This is a genomic window from Ruegeria sp. YTSA108 (assembly GCF_059610185.1).
The window spans coordinates 1-20,973 of the sequence record NZ_JBXWND010000005.1 but is presented as its reverse complement, the minus strand read 5'-3'; the positions used below and the strand labels follow the sequence as shown (position 1 = coordinate 20,973).

19 protein-coding genes are annotated in these 20,973 nt (G+C 53.6%); 17 read left to right on the top strand and 2 right to left on the bottom strand.

All coding sequences use genetic code 11. The features are described from left to right. Positions 1-61: 61 nt before the first annotated feature. Genes AC2FHW_RS08785 through AC2FHW_RS08775 form a run of 3 tightly spaced genes read left to right on the top strand, consistent with a single transcriptional unit; the run spans position 62 to position 3,371 of the window. Entirely contained in the window at positions 62-1,117 is a 1,056-nt protein-coding gene (locus AC2FHW_RS08785) for a quaternary amine ABC transporter ATP-binding protein (protein ID WP_271952026.1), read from the top strand. Then, positions 1,114-2,655 (top strand): ABC transporter permease, encoded by a 1,542-nt coding sequence (locus AC2FHW_RS08780; RefSeq protein ID WP_271952028.1) that lies wholly within the window; start codon positions 1,114-1,116, stop codon positions 2,653-2,655. The genes AC2FHW_RS08785 and AC2FHW_RS08780 overlap by 4 nt, the downstream gene beginning before the upstream one ends. Continuing rightward, entirely contained in the window at positions 2,652-3,371 is a 720-nt protein-coding gene (locus AC2FHW_RS08775) for an alpha/beta fold hydrolase (protein WP_271952030.1), read from the top strand. The genes AC2FHW_RS08780 and AC2FHW_RS08775 overlap by 4 nt, the downstream gene beginning before the upstream one ends. A gap of 762 nt (positions 3,372-4,133) precedes the next feature. On the opposite strand, the gene AC2FHW_RS08770 is transcribed toward AC2FHW_RS08775, so the two are convergent. Next, complete coding sequence (locus AC2FHW_RS08770; RefSeq protein WP_496821801.1) at positions 4,134-5,438, bottom strand: tetratricopeptide repeat protein; 1,305 nt, start codon at positions 5,436-5,438, stop codon at positions 4,134-4,136. A 135-nt stretch (positions 5,439-5,573) separates the two neighbouring features. On the opposite strand from AC2FHW_RS08770, the gene AC2FHW_RS08765 reads away from it, so the two are divergent. The 5 genes from AC2FHW_RS08765 to AC2FHW_RS08745 all read left to right on the top strand — a co-directional run bounded on the left by AC2FHW_RS08765 (position 5,574) and on the right by AC2FHW_RS08745 (position 11,373). After that, positions 5,574-5,852 carry a hypothetical protein gene (locus tag AC2FHW_RS08765; protein WP_496821799.1) on the top strand — a complete coding sequence of 93 codons (279 nt, stop codon included), beginning with the start codon at positions 5,574-5,576 and terminating at the stop codon, positions 5,850-5,852. Position 5,853: 1 nt separating this feature from the next. Beyond that, complete coding sequence (locus AC2FHW_RS08760) at positions 5,854-7,491, top strand: sulfatase-like hydrolase/transferase (protein ID WP_496821797.1); 1,638 nt, start codon at positions 5,854-5,856, stop codon at positions 7,489-7,491. Positions 7,492-7,593: 102 nt separating this feature from the next. Next, positions 7,594-9,261, top strand: coding sequence for a sulfatase-like hydrolase/transferase (locus AC2FHW_RS08755; protein ID WP_496821796.1), 1,668 nt, complete (start codon positions 7,594-7,596; stop codon positions 9,259-9,261). A gap of 44 nt (positions 9,262-9,305) precedes the next feature. Next, the gene (locus AC2FHW_RS08750) at positions 9,306-10,550 is read left to right on the top strand and encodes a DUF3179 domain-containing (seleno)protein (RefSeq protein ID WP_271952040.1); all 1,245 of its coding nucleotides are present in this window, start codon (positions 9,306-9,308) and stop codon (positions 10,548-10,550) included. A 70-nt stretch (positions 10,551-10,620) separates the two neighbouring features. Next, positions 10,621-11,373 carry an outer membrane protein gene (locus AC2FHW_RS08745; protein ID WP_496821794.1) on the top strand — a complete coding sequence of 251 codons (753 nt, stop codon included), beginning with the start codon at positions 10,621-10,623 and terminating at the stop codon, positions 11,371-11,373. A gap of 598 nt (positions 11,374-11,971) precedes the next feature. Here AC2FHW_RS08745 and AC2FHW_RS08740 read toward each other — a convergent pair. Continuing rightward, complete coding sequence (locus tag AC2FHW_RS08740; RefSeq protein ID WP_496679038.1) at positions 11,972-12,892, bottom strand: LysR family transcriptional regulator; 921 nt, start codon at positions 12,890-12,892, stop codon at positions 11,972-11,974. A 100-nt stretch (positions 12,893-12,992) separates the two neighbouring features. Here AC2FHW_RS08740 and AC2FHW_RS08735 point away from each other — a divergent pair, with 100 nt between their 5' ends. The 9 genes from AC2FHW_RS08735 to AC2FHW_RS08695 all read left to right on the top strand — a co-directional run bounded on the left by AC2FHW_RS08735 (position 12,993) and on the right by AC2FHW_RS08695 (position 20,885). Next, positions 12,993-13,952 carry a tripartite tricarboxylate transporter substrate binding protein gene (locus tag AC2FHW_RS08735; protein ID WP_496679041.1) on the top strand — a complete coding sequence of 320 codons (960 nt, stop codon included), beginning with the start codon at positions 12,993-12,995 and terminating at the stop codon, positions 13,950-13,952. A 70-nt stretch (positions 13,953-14,022) separates the two neighbouring features. Continuing rightward, positions 14,023-14,490, top strand: a complete 468-nt coding sequence (locus AC2FHW_RS08730; protein ID WP_282022308.1) for a tripartite tricarboxylate transporter TctB family protein — start codon at positions 14,023-14,025, stop codon at positions 14,488-14,490. Between the two features lie 6 nt (positions 14,491-14,496). Continuing rightward, positions 14,497-16,011 carry a tripartite tricarboxylate transporter permease gene (locus AC2FHW_RS08725; protein WP_496814459.1) on the top strand — a complete coding sequence of 505 codons (1,515 nt, stop codon included), beginning with the start codon at positions 14,497-14,499 and terminating at the stop codon, positions 16,009-16,011. Further along, a complete protein-coding gene (locus AC2FHW_RS08720) occupies positions 16,004-17,110 on the top strand; it encodes a lyase family protein (RefSeq protein WP_496679046.1) in 1,107 nt (368 codons plus the stop codon). Before AC2FHW_RS08725 ends, AC2FHW_RS08720 begins: the two co-directional genes overlap by 8 nt. Before the next feature lie 193 nt (positions 17,111-17,303). Further along, positions 17,304-17,816, top strand: a complete 513-nt coding sequence (locus AC2FHW_RS08715) for a TetR/AcrR family transcriptional regulator (protein WP_496679048.1) — start codon at positions 17,304-17,306, stop codon at positions 17,814-17,816. Beyond that, positions 17,813-18,076, top strand: coding sequence for a hypothetical protein (locus tag AC2FHW_RS08710; protein WP_142639675.1), 264 nt, complete (start codon positions 17,813-17,815; stop codon positions 18,074-18,076). The genes AC2FHW_RS08715 and AC2FHW_RS08710 overlap by 4 nt, the downstream gene beginning before the upstream one ends. Positions 18,077-18,085: 9 nt before the next feature. Continuing rightward, complete coding sequence (locus AC2FHW_RS08705) at positions 18,086-19,249, top strand: aromatic ring-hydroxylating oxygenase subunit alpha (protein ID WP_271952833.1); 1,164 nt, start codon at positions 18,086-18,088, stop codon at positions 19,247-19,249. An 84-nt stretch (positions 19,250-19,333) separates the two neighbouring features. Next, the gene (locus tag AC2FHW_RS08700; RefSeq protein ID WP_271952831.1) at positions 19,334-19,819 is read left to right on the top strand and encodes a hypothetical protein; all 486 of its coding nucleotides are present in this window, start codon (positions 19,334-19,336) and stop codon (positions 19,817-19,819) included. Positions 19,820-19,826: 7 nt separating this feature from the next. Next, entirely contained in the window at positions 19,827-20,885 is a 1,059-nt protein-coding gene (locus AC2FHW_RS08695; protein WP_271952829.1) for a ferredoxin--NADP reductase, read from the top strand. Positions 20,886-20,973: the final 88 nt, after the last annotated feature.

Below are 20,973 nucleotides of genomic sequence, written 5' to 3'. Positions count from 1 at the left end.
TTCCAGAAACAGGGTGGCGGCATCTGTTGGCGCCACCCAAAAGCAGATCTCTGGAGGACCTATGAGCGACGACACCGTTATCGAAATTTCGAATGTCTGGAAAATTTTCGGAGGCAGACCCGAGGTGGCGCTGCAGGCGATCCGCGACCGTGGGTTGGACAAGTCCCAAGTGCTGGCCGAATACAACTGTGTTGTCGGCGTCGCTGATGTCAGCCTGTCGGTAAACCGGGGTGAGATTTTTTGCATCATGGGTCTGTCAGGCAGCGGTAAATCCACCCTGGTTCGCCATTTCAACCGACTGCTGGAGCCGACAGCTGGTAAGATCGAAATCGAAGGCACTGATGTCATGGCCTTGGGGCCAAAAGAGCTTCAGCAGTTTCGCAACAACAAAATCGGTATGGTGTTTCAGAACTTTGCGCTGATGCCGCATCGGTCGGTGTTGGATAACGTGGCAATGCCACTGGAAATCCGACAGGTCAGCAAGAATGAACGCATGCGTCAGGCTGCTGCTATTCTCGATATTGTCGAACTGGGTGCCTGGGGGTCAAAGTTCGCACACGAGCTGTCCGGTGGCATGCAACAACGTGTGGGCCTGGCCCGCGCCTTGGCCGCCAACCCCGACGTGCTTTTGATGGATGAACCGTTTTCGGCCCTTGATCCGCTGATCCGGCGACAATTACAGGATGAATTCATCCGGCTGAGCAAGATTCTCAAGAAGACTACGATCTTCATTACCCATGACCTTGATGAAGCCGTCCGCATCGGCAATCGGATCGCCATCATGCGGGACGGCAAGGTGGTGCAGATCGGGACAGCCGAAGACATTGTCATGAACCCCGCTGATGACTATGTGGCTGATTTCGTTGCAGGTATTTCACGCCTCAAAGTGGTGCGCGCCCATGCGGTCATGCGGCCAATTCCAGAACATATTGCGGCCCATGGGCCGCTATCGGCGGATGCCCCGCGCGTGAATGAAGACGAAAATCTGAGCACGCTGATCAATCTGGCGATCGACAACAGTAGCGCAATCCTTGTGGAGGACGGCGGCGTGGATGTTGGCGTCATAACCCGTGCCGATCTGTTGCGCACCGTGATCGAAGGGACCGAAGTGTCATGAGCATTTCTGATGTGAACCCGCTGGAAGATACCGAAAGCGAAGCGGCCCTTGCCTATGCCGAAGAGCGGCGTGAAAGCATTCGCACATTTGTGCGCACCAGCCCTGACTACTACATCCGTAATTTCGACAAGATTGGTGCATCGTCCCGCTTTACACCAACTTTCAATCTGATGGCCGGATTGTTTGGTCCGGTCTGGTTCGGTGCGCGAGGTCTGTGGTCATGGGCGTTACCATTTCTGATCCTCGAAACTATAGCCTTTGTGCAGATTGCGCGAGGGTTGTTCGGCGATCTGGCAGCCGAGGCAATGGAGCGTATTGCATCGATTGAAGGGACGCTTGAACTGCGCCGTCAGCAATTGGCGGCGGCTATCGAAAACAATTCGGACAAGATCGATGTCTATCAGCGAACGGTGGACTCGCTTGAAGAAAACATAGGGGGTATCCGTGCCGAGGCCGAGGCGATGGCAGCTGAAGGTCCTTACATCATTCTAACCGGCCTGATCATACTGATCATCATCAAATTCATACAGTCGCAGGTGGCGAACTGGGCGCTTGAGGCGCGTTTCTCGGAGTGGCTATCGGATCGTTCGATCCGTTCGGCCATGCCGGTGTCGCAGATCGTGTTCAGCGCAATCTTCATGGCGTTAATCGTCGCCGCGGCAATGTTGCATTACAGCTTCCCAGGGCGCTTTTCACTGCTTAGCCATTTTCCGACAGACCCAAACATCCGCCTGACCAGTATCACTTGGGTAGAAGATTTCATCGCCTGGTGCGTACGCAACAGCGAGACCTTCTTTGATGGGCTGACATTCGGCATCCGCACTCTGTTGGATGCGCTAGAGGTCATACTGGTTCAGACGCCATGGATCGTGATTGCGAGCTTGATTATTCTGCTGACCTGGCTGACAGCGGGCATCAGCACGGCGATCTATTCGGGCGCATTTCTGGCCTATATGGGCCTGCTGGGTTTCTGGGAAGGTGCCATGACGACGCTGGCCTTGTTGGGGACAGCGGCGTGTCTGTCGATTGTTATAGGAATTCCGCTCGGCATGTTTGCTGCCCGTCGCCCACGGTTCTATGCGTTTATCCAGCCGATCATGGATTTCATGCAAACCATGCCAGCCTTCGTGTTCATGGTGCCTGTGATTGCGTTCTTCGGCGTTGGAAAGCCAGCGGCGGTTGTGGTCACGATGATTTTTGGCGGCACACCGGTGGTACGATTGACCGTTCTTGGTCTGCGTGGTGTACCAGAAAGCGTGCGCGAAGCAGCTATTAGTTTCGGTGCCAATAAGTGGTACTTGCTCACTAAGGTAGATCTTCCATTAGCAAGCCCATCGATCCGCGCGGGGATCAACCAGACGATTATGTTGTCGCTGGCGATGGTCGTCGTGGCCTCGCTGATTGGCGCCAAGGGGCTGGGTGAGGACGTGCTGGAAGCATTGCAATATGCCAATGTGGGCCAAGGCATCCTCGCCGGGTTTGCGATCCTTTTCTGCGCCATGATCCTTGATCGCATTGTACAGGGTGGGCGCAAATGACACCTGTCGTATTCGTCCATGGATTTTTGGGCGGCAGTCGACAATGGTTAGGGCAAGTCGAAGCCCTGGCCGGTTTCAACGTCGTAGCCTTGGACTTACCGGGATTTGGTGAGAATGCGCATCTCGAGGCCCCTACCAGTATTGCTGGATTTGCCGAGTGGGCGCTGTGCGAATTAACCGGGCGGGGAATTGAGCGATTTATCCTGATCGGCCATTCAATGGGCGGGATGATCGTCCAAGAAATGGTTACCCGCGCACCCGAACGTATCGACCGGTTGGTGCTTTACGGCACCGGAACGATTGGCATTTTACCCGGCCGGTTTGAGACGATCGACACTTCAAAGCGCCGGGCCAATACAGAAGGACCAAGAGCCACGGCCAGACGTATTGCGGCAACCTGGTTTCTTGATCGGGGAAAAGCTGCGGCCTATGAGGACTGTGCTATGATTGCAGAACAATGCAGCCTGCAAACCATGCTAATTGGGCTCGACGCAATGGAAAGTTGGAGCGGCGCCAAACATTTGGCGGATATCATGACCCGTACGTTGGTGATTTGGGGTGACCGGGATCGGACCTATCCATGGAGCCAAACCGAACAATTGTGGCAATCAATTCCCGACGCCAACCTCGCCGTGATACCTGGATGTGCTCACGCGACGCATTTAGAGAAGCCGGGGCTCTTTAATTCGATACTGCGAGATTTTTGTACCGCCTGACAGCTTGTCTGCAGCCAAAATGTTAGAACGACCGCTGTCGTGACCAATTCCGGTCTTTCCCGGATAGTGTAGATATTGCTGCGAATGGGTATGCACTGGCAGCAAACGCCGGTTTGCAACGCTGTTTTTCAGTAATCCGCTCGGTTGTAGAATGTCTCTTATGGGCCGTTCTGCCACGATGCTAGTTCTGCGAAACTGGCAGATGCCGCGCCGCATCTGAGGTCGGCTCTGAGCCCAAAGTCACGAATGCTGAGCTTTGCGCATCGGACAGCTCCCACGTCTACGCCCCCGGAACTCACCGCCTATATCGCAGCAGGCGGGCAGTTGAGCGGCATCTGCAGAAATATAGATGGCGACAGCGCACCAGTGACCGTTGATTGCGAAGCTTGCCGCATCAGCAACACGTCCGTTCTGCTTCAAGACAGTTGTCCACGCTTCGTACAGACCACAGCAACGCGAACTTTCGAATTTATCGCCAAACGCGTTGCCGAGCGCAATGATCTCGATCCCGCGCGTTTGACCCGCGCCCTGCCTCACGCCTGATTTCATTACCTTTTATTGAAATCAAAGATGCCCGTATCCCGCTGGATGCGGCGCGATTGTGCTTGGAGGCCGCTAAATGACTATTACCGATACACCTGCGCAGTCCGGGGGCGGCGCAAACAAACTCTACTTCGCGGCATGGCGCTGGCATTTTTACGCTGGTCTTTATGTCATTCCAATCTGAGCAAATTGATTGTGACACATCCTACTGCTTGAGAATCAGGGTCTGATGGTTCCTGACCAACCCGCAGCCTTCATTGCACTGATCAGCTCTTGAACTGGCTGTGGGTCTACAAACACTCGAGCCTTCAGTGCTTCGAGAGGGAAGCTTGGCCAAGTGTCCGAAAATACTTTTGCAAGCCGCTGTGCCTCTGCTTGTTCTCCGTTCCTCCAGTGGGCTGCCATAAGGTAAGCTGCGGAAATTGGTCCGAACGGCCCACCACGCGATATTGTTTCATCAAACGTCCTGATTGCGGCAGCATAGTCTCCCGTATGGAACTGAGCCGCACCCAATGCATTGTCAAATACAAGTCCCCCTCCTTGTGGGGCCAGGACTCTATATCGCGCTGATTGAGACAAAACTCGTTCAAAATCAGATGTATAAAGGGAAATCAAGGCATCGAATTCAGCAACATGTGAATCATCGGGTGCCAAACCTACGGCCCGTTGGGATAATCGAACTGCGCTATCGTAATTGCCCACCCCAAATTCAAACCAGGCTCGCGCTGAAAGCGGCCATGCTGCATCCGGAGCCAATTCCAAAGCATAAGCACTATTCTTGTCGGCCGCGTGCAAAAACTCATCAGAACCGAGATCGCCAGATTTCATGATGGCGAACATGGTTTCGACCTGAGCAGCGCCAGCATACCCCCCGTAATAAAACGGATCTCGTTCAATTGCTGTTTGGAATATCAACAACGCAGGTTGAAGGCGTGCCAAATCTGTAACCGGAAAAATCAGATCCCGGCCAGCGTTGCTTAGGTTCATTGCTTCGACGCGGGCTGGCGACACGTCGTAGATCGCAGTTTTGCCAGTTATTGGAGCAACAGATTTCGAACCGCGGCCGATCAGAACACCGACTAGAATACCGGCTACTAGAAGTGAAAGCGAGATAACGACTGCGTAAGTCCGTCGCCTTCCGCGTAATGGTTGTCTGCTTCGATTGGAGCCCGGCAAAAACTCGGGTGCGTAACTTCCGACAGGCAATGAGATTACCAATTCGTCAGCGATCCCATTACTTTCATAATAAGCTTGGAGTTTTCGCCGAACACGTCCCGCATCCACGCGTACGACGCCTTCGCGTTTCAATAGCTCATCCGCGTCGTATCCATAAACATCCATCGCAATGGTTTTGGCGCGTATCTCGTTGGAACGACCCTCGAGCGATTCCATCACAACATAAGACAGAAAAGACCGCATGCGGGCGGACCCTTTGAATTCATCTGACTTCTGAACCCTATCCAACGCATCGCGCACCTGCTCGGCCGAGAACTGTTGAGTGTCATTCTGTTCCTGATCGTCCATGCTGACGGTCAAAGAACTATCCTTTCGCAATAAGGGTTTGTCGCCATGGTGCTACGGTAGCATGCGGCTTTATACGTTCAATACATATTCTGTTGGATGCATGCTTGGCAAACGAATGCCTGAAGGGCGCTGCCAATGACGGATGATGAGTTCTTTGAATCCCAATTTCCCGAAGCGGGTCGCCTGCTGCAGGACCTGCGGGCAAAAGACCAAGAGTTTGATCGAATTTGCCGCGACTACAAAGTGGTCTTCGCCGAACTGGCGGTGCCGCCAAGGTCGCAGTCTGTTCTTCAGATGCGCTATCTCGCCGATCTGGCAGAAAGCCTTTCGGACCTGCGCAGCAGTATTGACGGACGGCTGCAGGCGCATGGCCTTGATTCGGAATCGGTACGGAACAGAGATTTGGAGGTTTGACATGAGACTTAGATACATTTTGCCTGCGTTGTTGATTGGTGCCGGCTCCGTGCTTGCTCAGGAAACCCCGATTGTTCATGACGGCGAGTTCGAATTCCTTCGCGCGCAGTTTGGTGAGGCATGGGATGCGCAAGACGTTGAAGTCGACGCCAAGCTGACCGAAATTCGTGCGGCCAATGGCGGCAAGCCTCCTAATTTCCTCTACATCTTGATCGATGATGTAAGCTTTGGTCAGATAGGTGACCGCAAGATGAATTACGTCATGGGGATCGAGACACCCAGCATCAATCAGTTGGCTACCGAAGGCATGTCGCTAATGCGCATGTATACCGAACCCTCTTGTACTCCCACACGTACCGCCATGCTGACAGGGCGCCACCCAATACGCGCCGGTGTCGAAGAGGTCAAAGTGGCTTTGGTTGGAGAAGGTCTTCCGACCAGCGAAGTGACACTGCCGGAGATACTGAAACAAGTCGGCTACAATACGGCGCATATCGGCAAATGGCACCAAGGTGACATTGAGCAATCGTACCCACACAATCAGGGATTCGACTGGGCCGCATTTCCACTACACCAGCAAGTGCAGCTGAGCCTCATGATCCCCGAGGCAATGAGGTCCAACGCCATGCTCGGCTACGTGCCCGAGGGGCAGAACAATCAGTTCCTGCTGGATGAGCGCTTCAAGCCATATGGTCTTGTCACCGGTGTCGAGGCCGAAGCCGGTGGGCCCGCCCTGGAAGTAGACATGTCAGCCGGTGAGGTTTGGACGCAGGCCAAATATGAAGAGATGAACGAACGATATCAACGGCAGGCGCTGGAGCAACTCGAACGTGTAGCCTCCGAGGATGCGCCATTCTTCTTGCAATACTGGCCGCTGTACCCGTTGAACTTCGTCTACCCGGATCAGGCAATTTCACGAAATGGCGGGTTTCATGCCGACAAGCTGCAACTGCTTGATGGATGGATTGGAGATCTCTTGGCCAAGCTTGAAGAAACCGGCACGGCAGACAACACAATTGTTGTTCTGATGGCAGATAATGGTCTGATGTATCACTATGAAGGCTCATCCGGCCTGAACCAACTAATCTATCGCGGAGGCAAAACTCAGCATCTTGAAGGCGGAGTAAGAACCGATGCGTTCATTCGCTGGCCCGGTGTGATCGAACCCAACACTGCAGCTGGCGACATCGTTCATGTTTCAGATATCTTCACCACAATGGCGCGAATTGCCGGAGCCACCGCCTTTATCCCAAGGGACCGTGTGATAGACGGCATTGACCAGACGGCGTTACTGTTGAACGGCGAGGGGAACGGTCGGCGCGACTATGTCTATGTCTACGAAGGCCCTGTCTTGCGCTCGGTCGTTAAACAAGAATTCAAGATGCACCTTCCTGCCCCTGGTCAACCCGGCGCGGCTGCTCCAACCTATAACATCTATCGGGACCCTCGTGAGGAACACCCGTTGGTTGGCTACTCGCTTTGGGCCGGTGCATCTTTTCAGGATATGATAAAGCGCCACCAGAAGATGATCGCCAAATATCCACATTCAGAGATCGGCAAAGGTACCCCCTATGAGGGCATCGAAAACCTGCGTCCGGAAACTGAACTGACCCGTGATGTATTCATGAGCTGGCAGTGACGTCGCAAATTTAAGTAAATATCTGAATATAACGATGTTACAATTGGTTAACGCATCAAAGATCAAACACCGAAGCTCGGCTTCAAACCTGGGGGAGACGGAATGAAACTACAATGGCTTCTGGTTTTTTGTGCAGGCGTTACGGCACCACCTTTGCAAGCGCAGGAAGACCCAATTCAACACGATGCCGAATTCTATATTCTGCAGGCACAACATGCAGAACAATGGGCACAGGATGATACCGCTGTTGATGATGCTCTGGCCGCTTTTCGAGATAGGAACAAGGGGCAACCCCCAAACATAGTCAGTGTCTTGATCGATGATCTTGGCTTCGGAGATATGGGAATACCCGAGTTGAATGCCGTCCGGGGCTATGAGACGCCCAACATCAATGATTTCTCTGATGAAGCGATGCGTATGGTTCGGATGTATACCGAACCGTCCTGCACCCCGACCCGCGTTGCCCAAATGACCGGGCGGCTACCCGTCCGTATGGGAATGGGCAACACACAGGTTGATATCGCCGGGGAAGGCCTTCCAGGGGAAGAGGTTACGCTGGCGGAAGTACTAAAACAGGCTGGATACTCTACCAGCCACGTTGGCAAATGGCACATGGGGGATATTTCAGAAAGCTGGGCGATGAATCAGGGGTTCGATTATGCCCAGCATGCAATCCACCAACAGGGGCAACTAACGATCTTCCATGATGACGCGATCAAGGAACAGGTTTCGGTGGCTATTCGGGACTACGATGATAAGTACACCATCGACCAGTGGTTTCGTCCTGATGCCTCGGCCATGATGACCGTTATTGAAGGCGAAGCTGGCGGCCCGATCCGCGAAATCCGAATGGAACCTGGCGAGCGCTGGAACGCCGCAAAGTATGACGAGATGAACCAAGCCTTCCAGGACAAGACCATGGACGAATTGGAGCGTTTGGCTGGCGGTGAAGAACCATTCTTCATGCAATACTGGCCCATGATCCCGCTGGACAACACACGAACCGGCAGAACGGGCCCCAAAAGCGCTAACGGCGGACTTTATGTCGACAAGATGCAGTTGCTGGATCAATGGCTTGGTGATCTCTTCACCAGAATTGACGAGCTCGGCTTGGCTGAGAATACAATCGTTATCGTAATGGGCGACAACGGCCATTTCACCAAATACTCACCGCAATCAGGGTTCACTCCGATGATCTTTCGTGGCGGTAAAGCCGACACCACCGAGGGCGGTGTGCGGGTTGATGCATTTATCCGGTGGCCCGGCATGATCACAGCAGATGGCCTTCTCAACAGCATCATCCACATCTCCGATCTCTATACAACAATGGCTCGCTTCGCCGGTGCCGATCAGTTTGTCCCACGCGATCGCTTAATTGACGGCGTGGATCAATCTGCTGCATTGCTTTTCGACGACGAAGCAAAATCGCGCCGCGACCACGTGATCATCTATTCAGACAAAAAACCCGAAGCCGTCGTCAAAGATCAACTCAAACTCATCTTGCCGCCACCTGGCAAAAACCCCATCGCCGCCGAATTCTTTGACCTATATCGCGACACTCGCGAAGAATTTTCAGTCTCAACCGAGGTTGGCGCCTGGGGTGGACAGGAGTTTGTGCGAATTCTGGGCCGACACATGGCCCGTAAAGAGAAATATCCAGATAGTCCGCCGGCCTATGGCGTGCCCTATGAAGGGATTGAAAACACGCGCCCAGAATCGCGACAAGCGGTTGAGGCGTTCCTGATCAAACGCCAAGCCCCGCAGCAATAACACCGATAACGGCAGCGACGCACCAAAGCCTTTAGGATCATCACATGATTGGACTACTTTTCTTTGCACTGGGTTTGATCACATCCCTTGGGATCGGCTTTGTCTATTTCAGAGACCTTGGCGACGTCTCTCAAATGCTGCTGAAGGTAAAGCGCGAGAATATGGTGCGCTTTATCCGCAATGAATATCGCCTGATCGGTATCGGACTTGGCGGATTTGCAGCGGCAACACTTGCGCATTTCCTTTTGGGCGCTGGCCCTTTCTGGCTTTGGCTCATAGCGGCTGTGCTTACTCTTCTTCTTTATGGGTTTCCCTACGTTTGGGTGCATTTGGGTCTAAGGAACCAGCTCAATGACGCCCAGTACTTTCCAATTGAAGAAGCCCGCAAATATGTCGGACCAACTGCGCCCGTCGTAGTCATCGAAAACAACGGCCAAGCCCGCGCGCACCCGGATGCGCAGATTATGCGCCCTCATCTGGCCGGGAATGTAGATGGCTTGGGTGGCGAAGACGTGGTCATGACCTATTGCGCTATGGCCAATCTGGGTCAGGGTTACATTCCGCGAATAGAAGGACGACGGTTGAATCTCGAGGTTTTGGCCCAGCATGGCAATAACCTAATCCTGCGCGATAACGACATGGGCGAGCCGATCCAGCACATCTATGGTTTCCGCGAGGCGGACCGCGACCCTAACTCCGACGGTCCTGCCTGCCCCCTTCGACCCGAAGCGCGAATGGAGCCCTGGCCAACCTTTCGAATGACGTTCCGCGGGTTTCAGAAGGCCTATCCTGACGGTGAGGTATTTCTGAACAAGCCATCCCCGAACCCATTTTTGCGCCTGCTGGATATGATGACCGAGATCACGTTTGGCTGGGGCATCGGACGCCAGCATCAGGAAGACGCGCCCGTGATGGACAACATGGATCGTTCGGACGATCGGTTACCAAATAAAACCTACGTTTGGGGAATTACGATCGGTAAGGATGCGGTTTGCTGGACTGATGATTTCATCGTCGAGAACGAGTGGATCGTGAATTCCAATGTCGGCGGACGAGATGTCGTGGTCAGCTTGGATCCAAAGTATGAAAGCCTAGGCGTTTGGTACAACGACTTTGGTCAACCTGTGAGCCATTGCGATTTTTGGGGCCATTCAGATCAGGGTCAGCTAAAACGTGTCGAAACCCTGCGCGCAGGCGCATTCTGGCATGTCTGGTCCGAGTTCTTCCCGAACACTGATATTAATCGTGTCGGCAGCGGTTCCATGGCAACCGAAGGAGCTGTAGAATGAGGCCCATGGCTAAACAACCACAAACCAAAGACCATTTATTCAAACTTGATTGTTTGACGGGAGGGACAGAATGACTTCGTCAATTTGGGTGAAAAGCTGCGCTTGCGGAGTAGCTTTTTTTGCATCTGTGGCCACAGTGGCTTCGGCTCAACAATCCGATTGGTCATATGAGGCCACAATCTACCTGTTCATGCCGGAAACAGAGACTACATTGGACACACCTTTGGGCACTCTGGACGGTACGCTCAGCTTTTCGGATGCGTTGGAAAACCTCGATTTTGCCTTTATGAGTGCGTTCTCGGCCACCAACGGACGTTGGCTGATACTTGCAGATTACAACTACACAGACTTATCTTTCAGTAACAGCGCTCCTGGACCTGCCGGCTCGGGTCTGGAGACATCATTTACCACACAATACCTAAGTGGCTATGTTGGCTACAGAGTGTATGAAGCGCCAACTATCACCGTTGACGTCGCCGGGGGTTTCCGGTGGTTCAGCACTGAAACGGAATTTACCCTTCTACCCGGCGCGGCACCGGGGCGCACAACAACGGCAGATGATAGCTGGATCGACCCTGTCATCGGCGCCAGAGCACGGGTACAGTTCTCGGATAAGTGGTCGGGCTCCGGTTTTGTCGACTACGGAGGCTTCCGCAGCGACAGTGAAACCTGGCAGATTCTGCTGACGGCAGATTACGCAATCAACGACAGGTGGCTGATCCGCGGTGGCTATCGCTATATCTCATTCGATCATGAAATCAACGGCAACGATTTTACATTTGATCAGTCGGGGCCTGTGCTAGGCGCGACTTATCGGTTCTAAAATTCTTTGTTGGCGAACCCGAGACAAGGTTGTGATGTTACGAACGTCGTTTGATTGGCGCGATTCAATTGTAAAAAGGTTTAGAGAATCAAATTCGCATGTGCCCTCAGATTTGTTTTCGTGCCTGGCCCCAGATCTTGACCCCCGGCATCGATAGCTGGCTGGAGTTTGTTGTAGCCATAGAAATCTAGCAATGAATGAGACAAGTCTGAGGTAGCGATTCCACTGTCGACCGCGGAGTGAGAATTCACCTAGACTAACTTTCGCAATCGCAGCGAATGTCTGAAATGCGGGCTGCTAACACAGTATTTCAAAGGGCTGATGGATGTCGGCTATGGGCCGTTCAAATTGATGGCGAGTGGTTCTTGAACCGAAATGCTGCACTGCACCCAAGGTCTTGAAAGAGCCCACACCTACCAATGCTGCGCGCGCCACAAATTGGGGGATAAGTTCACTAAGCTCCCATTGTCAATCAAACGAACAAACCTTGGTCGCTCTTCTCGACACAGCGATGTGGATCATTTCTGCAACTGCGTCAGCGTAGAGCCTGACGCATTCAATGGCGATTGAACCCCGAGCATCTGATCATCGAATGGTCCTAATCCATGGCCACTTCCAACGTTGGGCTTTGACCCGCCAGTTCCCGAACCAAGTCGCGCAAAACTGTTTCAAAGCGGCAAAGAGCTTCAGTTCTGTCCTGCGAGACGGGGTACAACAGCCCGAATGTCATCCATTTTTCGGGAACAACCGGCACCAGGATCAAGTTTTCGAGACCAATCTGAGCTGAGACCAATTCATCTGCGATAGTTATACCTGCCCCTTCTGCAACAAGTGAACACGCCAGTTGGGAAGACGCAACTTCGCAAGACTGGCCAGGAGAAACGCCAGCAGAATGAAAGATGTCATCCAGTTGATCTCGCAGTAGCAACCCCTGCATCAAACGGATGATAGGTTCATTCACAAGCTCAGTCGCTGAGAGTTCCTGTCGTTTGGCAAGTTTGTGATCTGCAGGCAGGATCGCCTGTGCCCGAACTCTCAATAACGGTTGTGTGCGAATTCCCGGATGTTCAACGGGCAATGCTCCAATACCGATGTCGTATTCGCGCCCTGCTAACCACTTTCCGGCTTCGCGCCGTGCCCGGACATCCAGGCTGATGTTGATGTCAGGATGTTCTTTGAAAAACCTTGCCACTGCGCGGGCCGATAGGGTTTGCGCAATTCTGGGCATAGTGACAATGCGCAGTGATTCCGTTCGCCCAGCACGAATTTCCGCCGCGATCCTGGGCACTTCATCCAGATTTTCCAGAATTCGACCTGCCTCGCGGTAGAATGCGAACCCTTCTGGAGTAGGTGTAAGGTTGCGGCCGCTTCGATCAAATAATGTAAGCCTTAGTTCTGCTTCCAATCCCGATATCAATCGGCTGACAGCGGGTTGGCTCAGGTGCAATATTTCCGAGGCGGCAATCAGAGAGCCTTCGGACAACGTGATACTGAATGCGCGCAAAGCTTTGATGTTCATTCACCCAGTCTTTCGTTTTTTGCAAGAGTAGATGTTATCTTTGCATTTTTATCAACACCCAAACTTAGATAGTTTAGGGTCGAGCTTATGGGAGGACCCGATGAAACGCAGAACACTACTTAACGCGGCCATTGCCGCCGTTGCCGTAGCGACAACAGCCACAGCCAGCTTTGCTGCCGACTGGCCCAAGCGCCCCATCAACCTCATCGTGCCGTACAAGGCCGGTGGTGGTACAGATGCTTATGCACGTGCCATCTCGGCGGCAGCCGAGGGCATATTGGACGTACCAGTTGTAGTCGTGAACAAGCCCGGTTCGGGCGGTCTGAACGGCGCCAACTCGGTCGTCGGTGCGCGTCCGGATGGATACACGATGATGATGACGTCGAGTGGGTCGTTCCTTTTGTCGACCATGACGCGGGACACCGACATTGACGCATTGGAAAGTTTCAATTTTGTCGCTCAGGTCGGTCAGTTGCAGACATCGCTGATGGTGCCAAAGGACAGCCCATTCCAAAGCGTGCAAGACGTGATCGACGCGGCAAAGGCTGATCCAGGATCGCTTCGTTGGGCGCATTCGGGACGCGGCGGGTTTCACCATGTTGGCGGCCTGGGCTTTCTGGCCAACAACGGCATTGAGGCACAGGATGTACCATTCAAAGGTGGTGGTCCGACCCGTGCAGCACTAATTGGCGAACAAGCTGATTTCGGTTTCCTTGGCGTGCAGCAATTGGCCGGTTTTGAGGATCAGCTGCGCGCGCTGGCGGTCAACAGTCAGGACCGCGACGGGATTATGTCGGATGTGCCATCATTTGGTGAACTAGGGATACCCTTCGCTGCCGTATCGTCCCCGGTGATTGTATTCGCACCAAAAGACACGCCGCCCGAGGTGGTTGCGGCCATGGAAGACGCACTGGAACAGATCGCAGCGAAACCTGAGTTTGCCGAACTTCTGGCCTCACGCGGAACCGGCCCGGTCTATCAAAACGGCGCAGATGCCAAGGCAACACTTTCGGCGATGAAAGAAGACGCCGCGCCTTTGGTGGATAGCCTGACGAACTGAGACTGACAGGATCAGGTGGCGATATCGCCAGCCGATCTCTCTCAACGACCAATGTGTGACGGAGGGAATTATGCGTGCTTATGCCGAAGGGCTTGTTCTGGCAGCCATTTCATGTGTTGCCATCTGGAGTGCCTGGCAAGTGCCAGCGGCCTCGCCCGGTGATACATGGGCTGGCATTGTGCCTTTTGCTGCAGCTGTTGCGCTGCTTGCTCTGTCCGGATTCCTGATCATCGGGGCCACACGTCAGAACGCAGGTGAAGCACAAGGCGAACCCGACAATGGGGCCACGCTTGAGATCATCGGCCTTTTCATCATTGCGCTGATCTATCAGCAATCTTTCCGATGGTTCGGATACCTTGTTCCGACTGCGATTGTTGCTCCGCTGGTTCTCTACATTTTTGACGTCCGTAGTCGGACCGGATTGGCGCTATCAGTCATTCTGTGCCCGCTGGTCTTTCACATCATTTTCTTTGTGCTGCTCGGCGTATTCCCACCCTATGGCGAGGTCTTTGATCTGCTGAACTGGATTCAGGGGTAACAAAATATGGAAATCTTTCCCGCTCTTCTTTCGGTGATTACAGATCCGATGCTGCTTTTCGCCATCGTATTGGCGGCGTTTGTTGGCATGATCGTGGGTGCGACCCCCGGACTGACCGCATCAGCCGCCATCGCAATGCTGTTGCCGATCACTTTCTATATGTCGCCCCTTTTCGCCTTGGCGTTTCTTTACGTGATTGGCAAATCCGGACGCTATGGTGGATCAATCGCGGCCATTCTGTTCAATACGCCGGGCACAGCTGCCAGTGCTGCCACCCAGATCGACGGCTATCCGCTGGCGCGCGCGGGAAAGGCAGGAAAGGCGATGAAGGTCGCCACCATCTCTTCAGTCATTGGCGATCTGATGGGGGATATCATGTTGGTCATCGGTGTAGGGTTCATCGCGTCCATCGCATTGAAACTGGGACCGCCGGAAACCTTTGCAATCTATTTTGCCGCTTTTGTTGTGATTGGATCGGTAATCGGCAAATCCGTAGTCAAAGGACTGGCGTCGGCCCTGATGGGAATTCTGGTCGCCATGGTTGGGCTTGATCCGATTTCGAGCGAGGAACGCTACACCTTTGGCTCCTTCGACTTGTCCAATGGCATTGGACTGGTTCCCCTGATGATCGGTGTCTTTGTTCTAGGCGAAGTATTTGCCCAATTGGAAGAACGTCGGAAAACCCATGGTGAGACTAAAGAGAACGACAGCACGCAAGACGGCAATGATCTGACCTGGGAGGAATACAAACCCTGCCTGCCGCACGCCTTGCGTGGTGGCTTTATCGGGGCAGGTATCGGCGTCCTGCCGGGGCTGGGCTCAGCGATTGCCGCTTTCATATCCTACGGTGAAGGGAAGCGCCGGGCGAAGAACCCCGAGCAATGGGGCAAGGGCGCATTGGAAGGTGTCGCAGCACCCGAAGCAGCAAACAATGCGGTTTCCGGCCCATCTATGGCTCCCCTGTTGACGTTGGGCATTCCGGGATCGACCATTGGCGCCATCCTTCTGGGTGTCTTCCTGATCCATGGCATTCAGGTTGGACCAACACTTTTCCTGACTGACAAGGAATTGGTCTATAAACTGTTCGCTTGCGGAATGCTGGGTATCATTGCGTATGGCGTGATCGGTTATTTTGGAGCCACGCAAGTGGCGCGCTTGATCCTGAAAATTCCGACTAATGTCCTCTATCCGATGATCTTCATGACCGCCTTTGTCGCCGCCTATTCTGCACGTGGGTCAATGTTCGATGTGACAGTGATGACCGTGGCAGGGTTTGTAGGTTGGCTGATGCGAAAGCACGACTTTAATATCGCCGCATTTGTCATCTCATTTGTGTTGGCAAAGGGCGCCGAAGAGACCTTTCGCCAATCGCTGCTGATGTCGGATGGGGGCGCTCTGATTTTTGTCGAACGCCCAATTGCGCTGGCTTTCATAATCATCGGTGCTGGCGCGATAGCGTTCCGTGTCCGGGGTGTCCTAAGAGACCGAAAGCTTGCGGCGGGAGGGCTGGGTGATGCTTGAGTTCGATCTTTATCGCGACTGTATCTCGACCCGCGACATGCGCGTCATTTGGTCAGAACACAGCACGATCTCAGCCTGGTTGAAGGTTGAGCAAACTCTGGCTCGATGTCAGGCCGAGGCAGGGCTTATTCCCAGCGATGCAGCCCGTGCGATTGAGGCTTTGTCGCCGCAGATGCTCGACAAGGACCAAATGCAGGCGGACATGTTGATTGTGGGTCGACCTATTGTTGGGCTTATTCAACAGATGCGTAAAGCGCTTGGCGATCATGCGAATTACTTTCACTTCCGTGCAACGACGCAAGACATCATGGACACGGCTCTTGCAATGCAAATGAAGATCGGACTCGCAGAGGTCGGTCTGGACTTGCAGCGGCTCCTTACATTGCTGGATCAGCAGATCGTTCATCATGGGGGCACGATGATGATGGGGCGCACCAACGGCCAGCACGCCGTTCCGATGTGCTTCGCCACCAAACTGCAGGTCTGGAAATCTGAGCTGGTGCGTCGACAGAACGCAATCGATGACGCTGCGTTGCGAGGGGTGAATGTTCAAATCGGAGGACCAGTAGGGGATCTGAGAGCCTATGACAATGATGATGGGTCACAGATCAAACGTGCTGTTGCACATGCGTTGGGACTGGGCGTCATCGACCCGCACTGGCAAAATGCGAGGGATGGAATAGCGGACATCGTGACAGCGCTTGGTGCACTGTGTGCAACCATTTGCAAAATCTCACATAACGTGAATTTGTTGTCCTCAACCGACATTGCCGAAATCGCGGAAACTCATGAAACAGGTCGGGGTGCCTCATCTGCAATGGCGCATAAGCAGAACCAACGGGCGTCAGAATTTGGCGAGGCTGTCGGAAGACTGGGACGTCAACGCGCCGAGCAGATTGGCGAATTGACTTTGCACCAGCATGAGCGTTCCGGCGGTGTGTGGATTGGTGAGTGGATTGTGGTGCCAGAGGTTTTTCTTTTGACATCCGGGGCCGTCCATTGGGCCGAAAAACTATTTGGCAAACTTGAAGTCGACACCGATTCAATGCGGCGAAAGCTACCGGAAGCGACAACAAACACTGAAACCTTAGTGCATTGAAGTAACCTCTCGGGGTTGTGGGCGCACCGGCTCTTGCAGAGATTTATTAATTGTCATTATTGACAATATACTTTGAATAGTTATTTGTCAGATGTGACAATAAACGAGAGAAGCGATGCCCCGTCCCAGTCTTAAAGACCAGCGATCAGAACAGATTCTTGATGCATATCTCACCTGTGTGTCCCGTTTCGGATTGGAGGGAGCTACCCAAGAGCGCGTCGCGACTGAGGCAGGTGTCAAACGACCCATCCTGCGTCATTATTTGGGCAACAAGGACGAGATGACCGGGGCCCTTATAAGCCATGTCGTAGACAGGTTTGCGCAGGCGACAACCGCCCTTCGGGACGCGTTGGAACCGACGGGCACAACAGCTGATCTGATCGATCTGCTGTTTGATAAATCTGTCCCTAATGATCCGCGCGTAATGCTGGCCTACCAGTCGCTTGTCACATCCGTCGCCAATCATCCGTCAATGCGACAACCCCTTGTCGACAGCTTGGAGCAGTTCTTTGAGGTGATTGAAGTCGTGTTGAAACGCGCCTTTCCGAACGCCCCTCCTGCCCAGATCCGTGCCGTTTCGCAGGGGATTTCCGCAACATATGTGAACCTGGATTCGCTGACCCCGCTAAATCCGCCCGAGGTCTGGCGCGAAGAGCTGAAACAGGCTGCAACGATCCTTGCCGCCAGTTTGGAGCCGAACGTATGAGCACCCGACGCCTTGTCAATCATATGGCATTACCAGTTCTTTTGGTTGCGGCTGTGCTGGGGCTCTACTGGGTTTGGGGCCTGCTGTTTCTGTGGTGGTTGGTGCCATCGATTATGACGGGTCAGACCGCACTTGTCTTTGATATCTCGCGCGAACACGATCCGATCCTTTTCTGGGCAGTTGCGATCCTTTGGGCTGTGTTCGGCCTGATGATGATCGCGGCCAGCCTATTTCCGACCTACGCCATCTGGCTTGTTTAAGAGGTTGCCATGACCCAAATGTACCACCGCCTTCCCGTTGACGCCTATACGTCGCAAGACTGGTTTGATCGCGAACAGCGGCTGATTTTCTCACGCACTTGGCGCTATGCAGGTTTGGCTGAGGATGTGCCAGAGCCCGGTCATTTTGTGTCGGTACAGGCGGGGCTGAATAACATCTTTATCGTGATGGGGCGTGATCACCGTCTGCGGGCGTTTCACAACATCTGCCGTCACCGTGGCACCCAGTTGATCCGGGCCGTCGGGAAAACGCAAAAGGCGCTGACGTGCCCCTACCATGACTGGACCTATGATCTCGAGGGCAACCTGATTTCTGTTCCGGATGAGGCAAAGGAATATCCCAATGGTGTCGACAAATCCTGCCTCAGCCTCAAACCCGCCAGTGTGGATATCTGGCGCGGCATGCTGTTTGTTCATCCCGATCCAAATCCACCAAGCCTTGCTGAGTGGTTCGGCGCTGTTGATCCGCTGTTGGGTCCACACAAACCGGAAGACCTGGTGGAATATCCCGATGCGCGGCAAAGCTATGAAATCAAGGCCAACTGGAAGATCGTGGTTGAAAACTATATCGACGTCTATCACCTGAGCCATCTTCATTCGAATACGCTGCACATGTATGATCATGCGCGGGCGGAATACGGCTGGAAAGGTCCGCACTATCACTTCTGGGAACCGCCAGCGCCTGATTATGCCAAGGATTTGGAGAAAAACCTGCCTACACCACGGGCAATACCAGAACCCCATATTGGGGCCTGGGTGCCAATGCTATTTCCCGGTATCGGGCTTGGCGCGGGCGAGGATAGCTGGAACATTTTCATTATCACGCCCTTGGGTCCTGATCTGACGCGCGTGGAAAACCGCACCAAACTGGCGAATGCCTCAGGGTGGGAATTTCAGAAACAGGAATGGAGCAGTTGGAGTTTCTGGAAGGATTTCGGCGGCCCAAAATATCCTGACAGCGACGCAATCGGCGAAGATGATCCTATGGCGTCAGGTGATTTCACAGCCGAAGATATTTACGCCTGTGAGCAACAGCAAAAGTCTTTGACCAGCCCGTTTTTTGAAGTCGGTCCTGCCGCCAACGGTGAAAGCCCGGTTGTCAGACACCAACAAGCAATCCTGGACTTCCTTGCGACACAAGAAGCCGAAACTTAGCCAGATGCCTTGGGTCAATATCGGATCACTCCTTCAATTGCCCGGTCGTACACTTCCATCCACTCCGCCAAATTTGGAAAGTAAATGAAACGCATTATTGCAACCTTGATCGGTACGATCCTGGCAACCGGACTGGTCTTGGCCAACCCGTCAGACGAACCCAAGGACCTGGCGGCGCGCTATCTCAATGCAACAGATGAGGCAGCGATCGCCGCAACGTGGAAAGACTGGCACCCGAAGGCAGTACATACTGTCACAATCAAATTCGGGCTTGGACAGCCAGATGAGACGTTTTCCTATCCGGTGGCCGATTGGGAAACACTTCCTGATTGGCATCAGGATACCACATTGGCCGACGCGATGCAGGGATACAGGGAAACAAGGCGCGGTGCGCCCACGTTTTCCTCGGAATCCACCGAGGGCGGCACGCGTGTCATCGCCAAGACCAGTATTGATTACATCTGGGACGACACAACTGGAACGATGAACCAGACGGATAGGTTTTTCATCGTCTCCCAAGCTGGTCGGCTGGCAATCCGAGCTCTCGACACCACGTTTGATTATCGTTGAGGAAACCATGAACCCAGATTTCTTTTCCCTGAAAATTTCTGAAATCCGGCCTGAGATCAACGGCAAAGCCACAAGCGTGACCTTTGATCTACCGACCAGTCTGGCAGAAACCTTTTGCTGGCAAGCCGGTCAGCATGTCACTCTTCGATTCCACCTCAACGAGAAAGAGCAACGCCGCAGCTACACCATTTCCAACCCGCCGGGTGCCCTTTTGCGCATCACGGTAAAACGGGTGGCCGGTGGGCTGGTGTCCAATCATATCAGAGACCATCTAAAGCCCGGCGATACGGTCGATGTCATGCCGCCATTCGGTCAATTTTCCCTGACGCCGGACCCGTTGAAGCGCCGCACCCACTATTTCTTTGGCGCAGGCAGTGGCATCACGCCGCTTTTTGCAATGATCAACTCTGTCCTCGAAAAAGAACCTCATTCAGTGGCTCATCTGATTTATGGCAACGCCGATGGCGAAAGCATCATCTTTGGCGAAGAATTAGACATATTGAAAACTGATCATGTCGTCCGGTTCACATTGCGCCATGTCCTGTCTGCACCCTCGCTGTGGAGTTGGTCCAGCTCGTGGCGAAAAGGTCGCGTGGATGCAGATGCCATAAAAGCCGCCGTGAAGGAAACCCCACCTGTGGCGCAAGATGTCCACTACTGGATTTGCGGACCCGGAGCTATGAATGCGGACGTGAGCAACGCGCTGATGGCACTGGACGTACCTGCGAGCCGAATTCATATGGAAAGCTTCGGCGGGGCTACAGTCACAGCCTCCAGTGTGACGGGTATCGCCGCCAATGCACAAGTTGAACTGGGCGGGGCGACACACGAGGTTCCTGTTGCCGTAGATCAAACGCTACTGAATGCAATATTGTCGGCGGGCTTAACACCACCTTTCAGTTGCCAGTCCGGAGTATGCGGCGCCTGCAAAGCGCGTCTAACAAAAGGTCAGGTCCATATGCATGCTCGAATGGCCCTTGAAGACAGCGATGTCACCCGAGGAGATATATTAACCTGCCAGAGTATCGCTACCTCAGATAAACTGAGCATTAGCTTCGACAATTAGAGGCGCGGTTCTAGGGTCAGGACTCATAGCCAATAGATGACGAGAGCTGCGATGGCGATTGCTGAGAGGAAGACCTTCGGGCACCTGT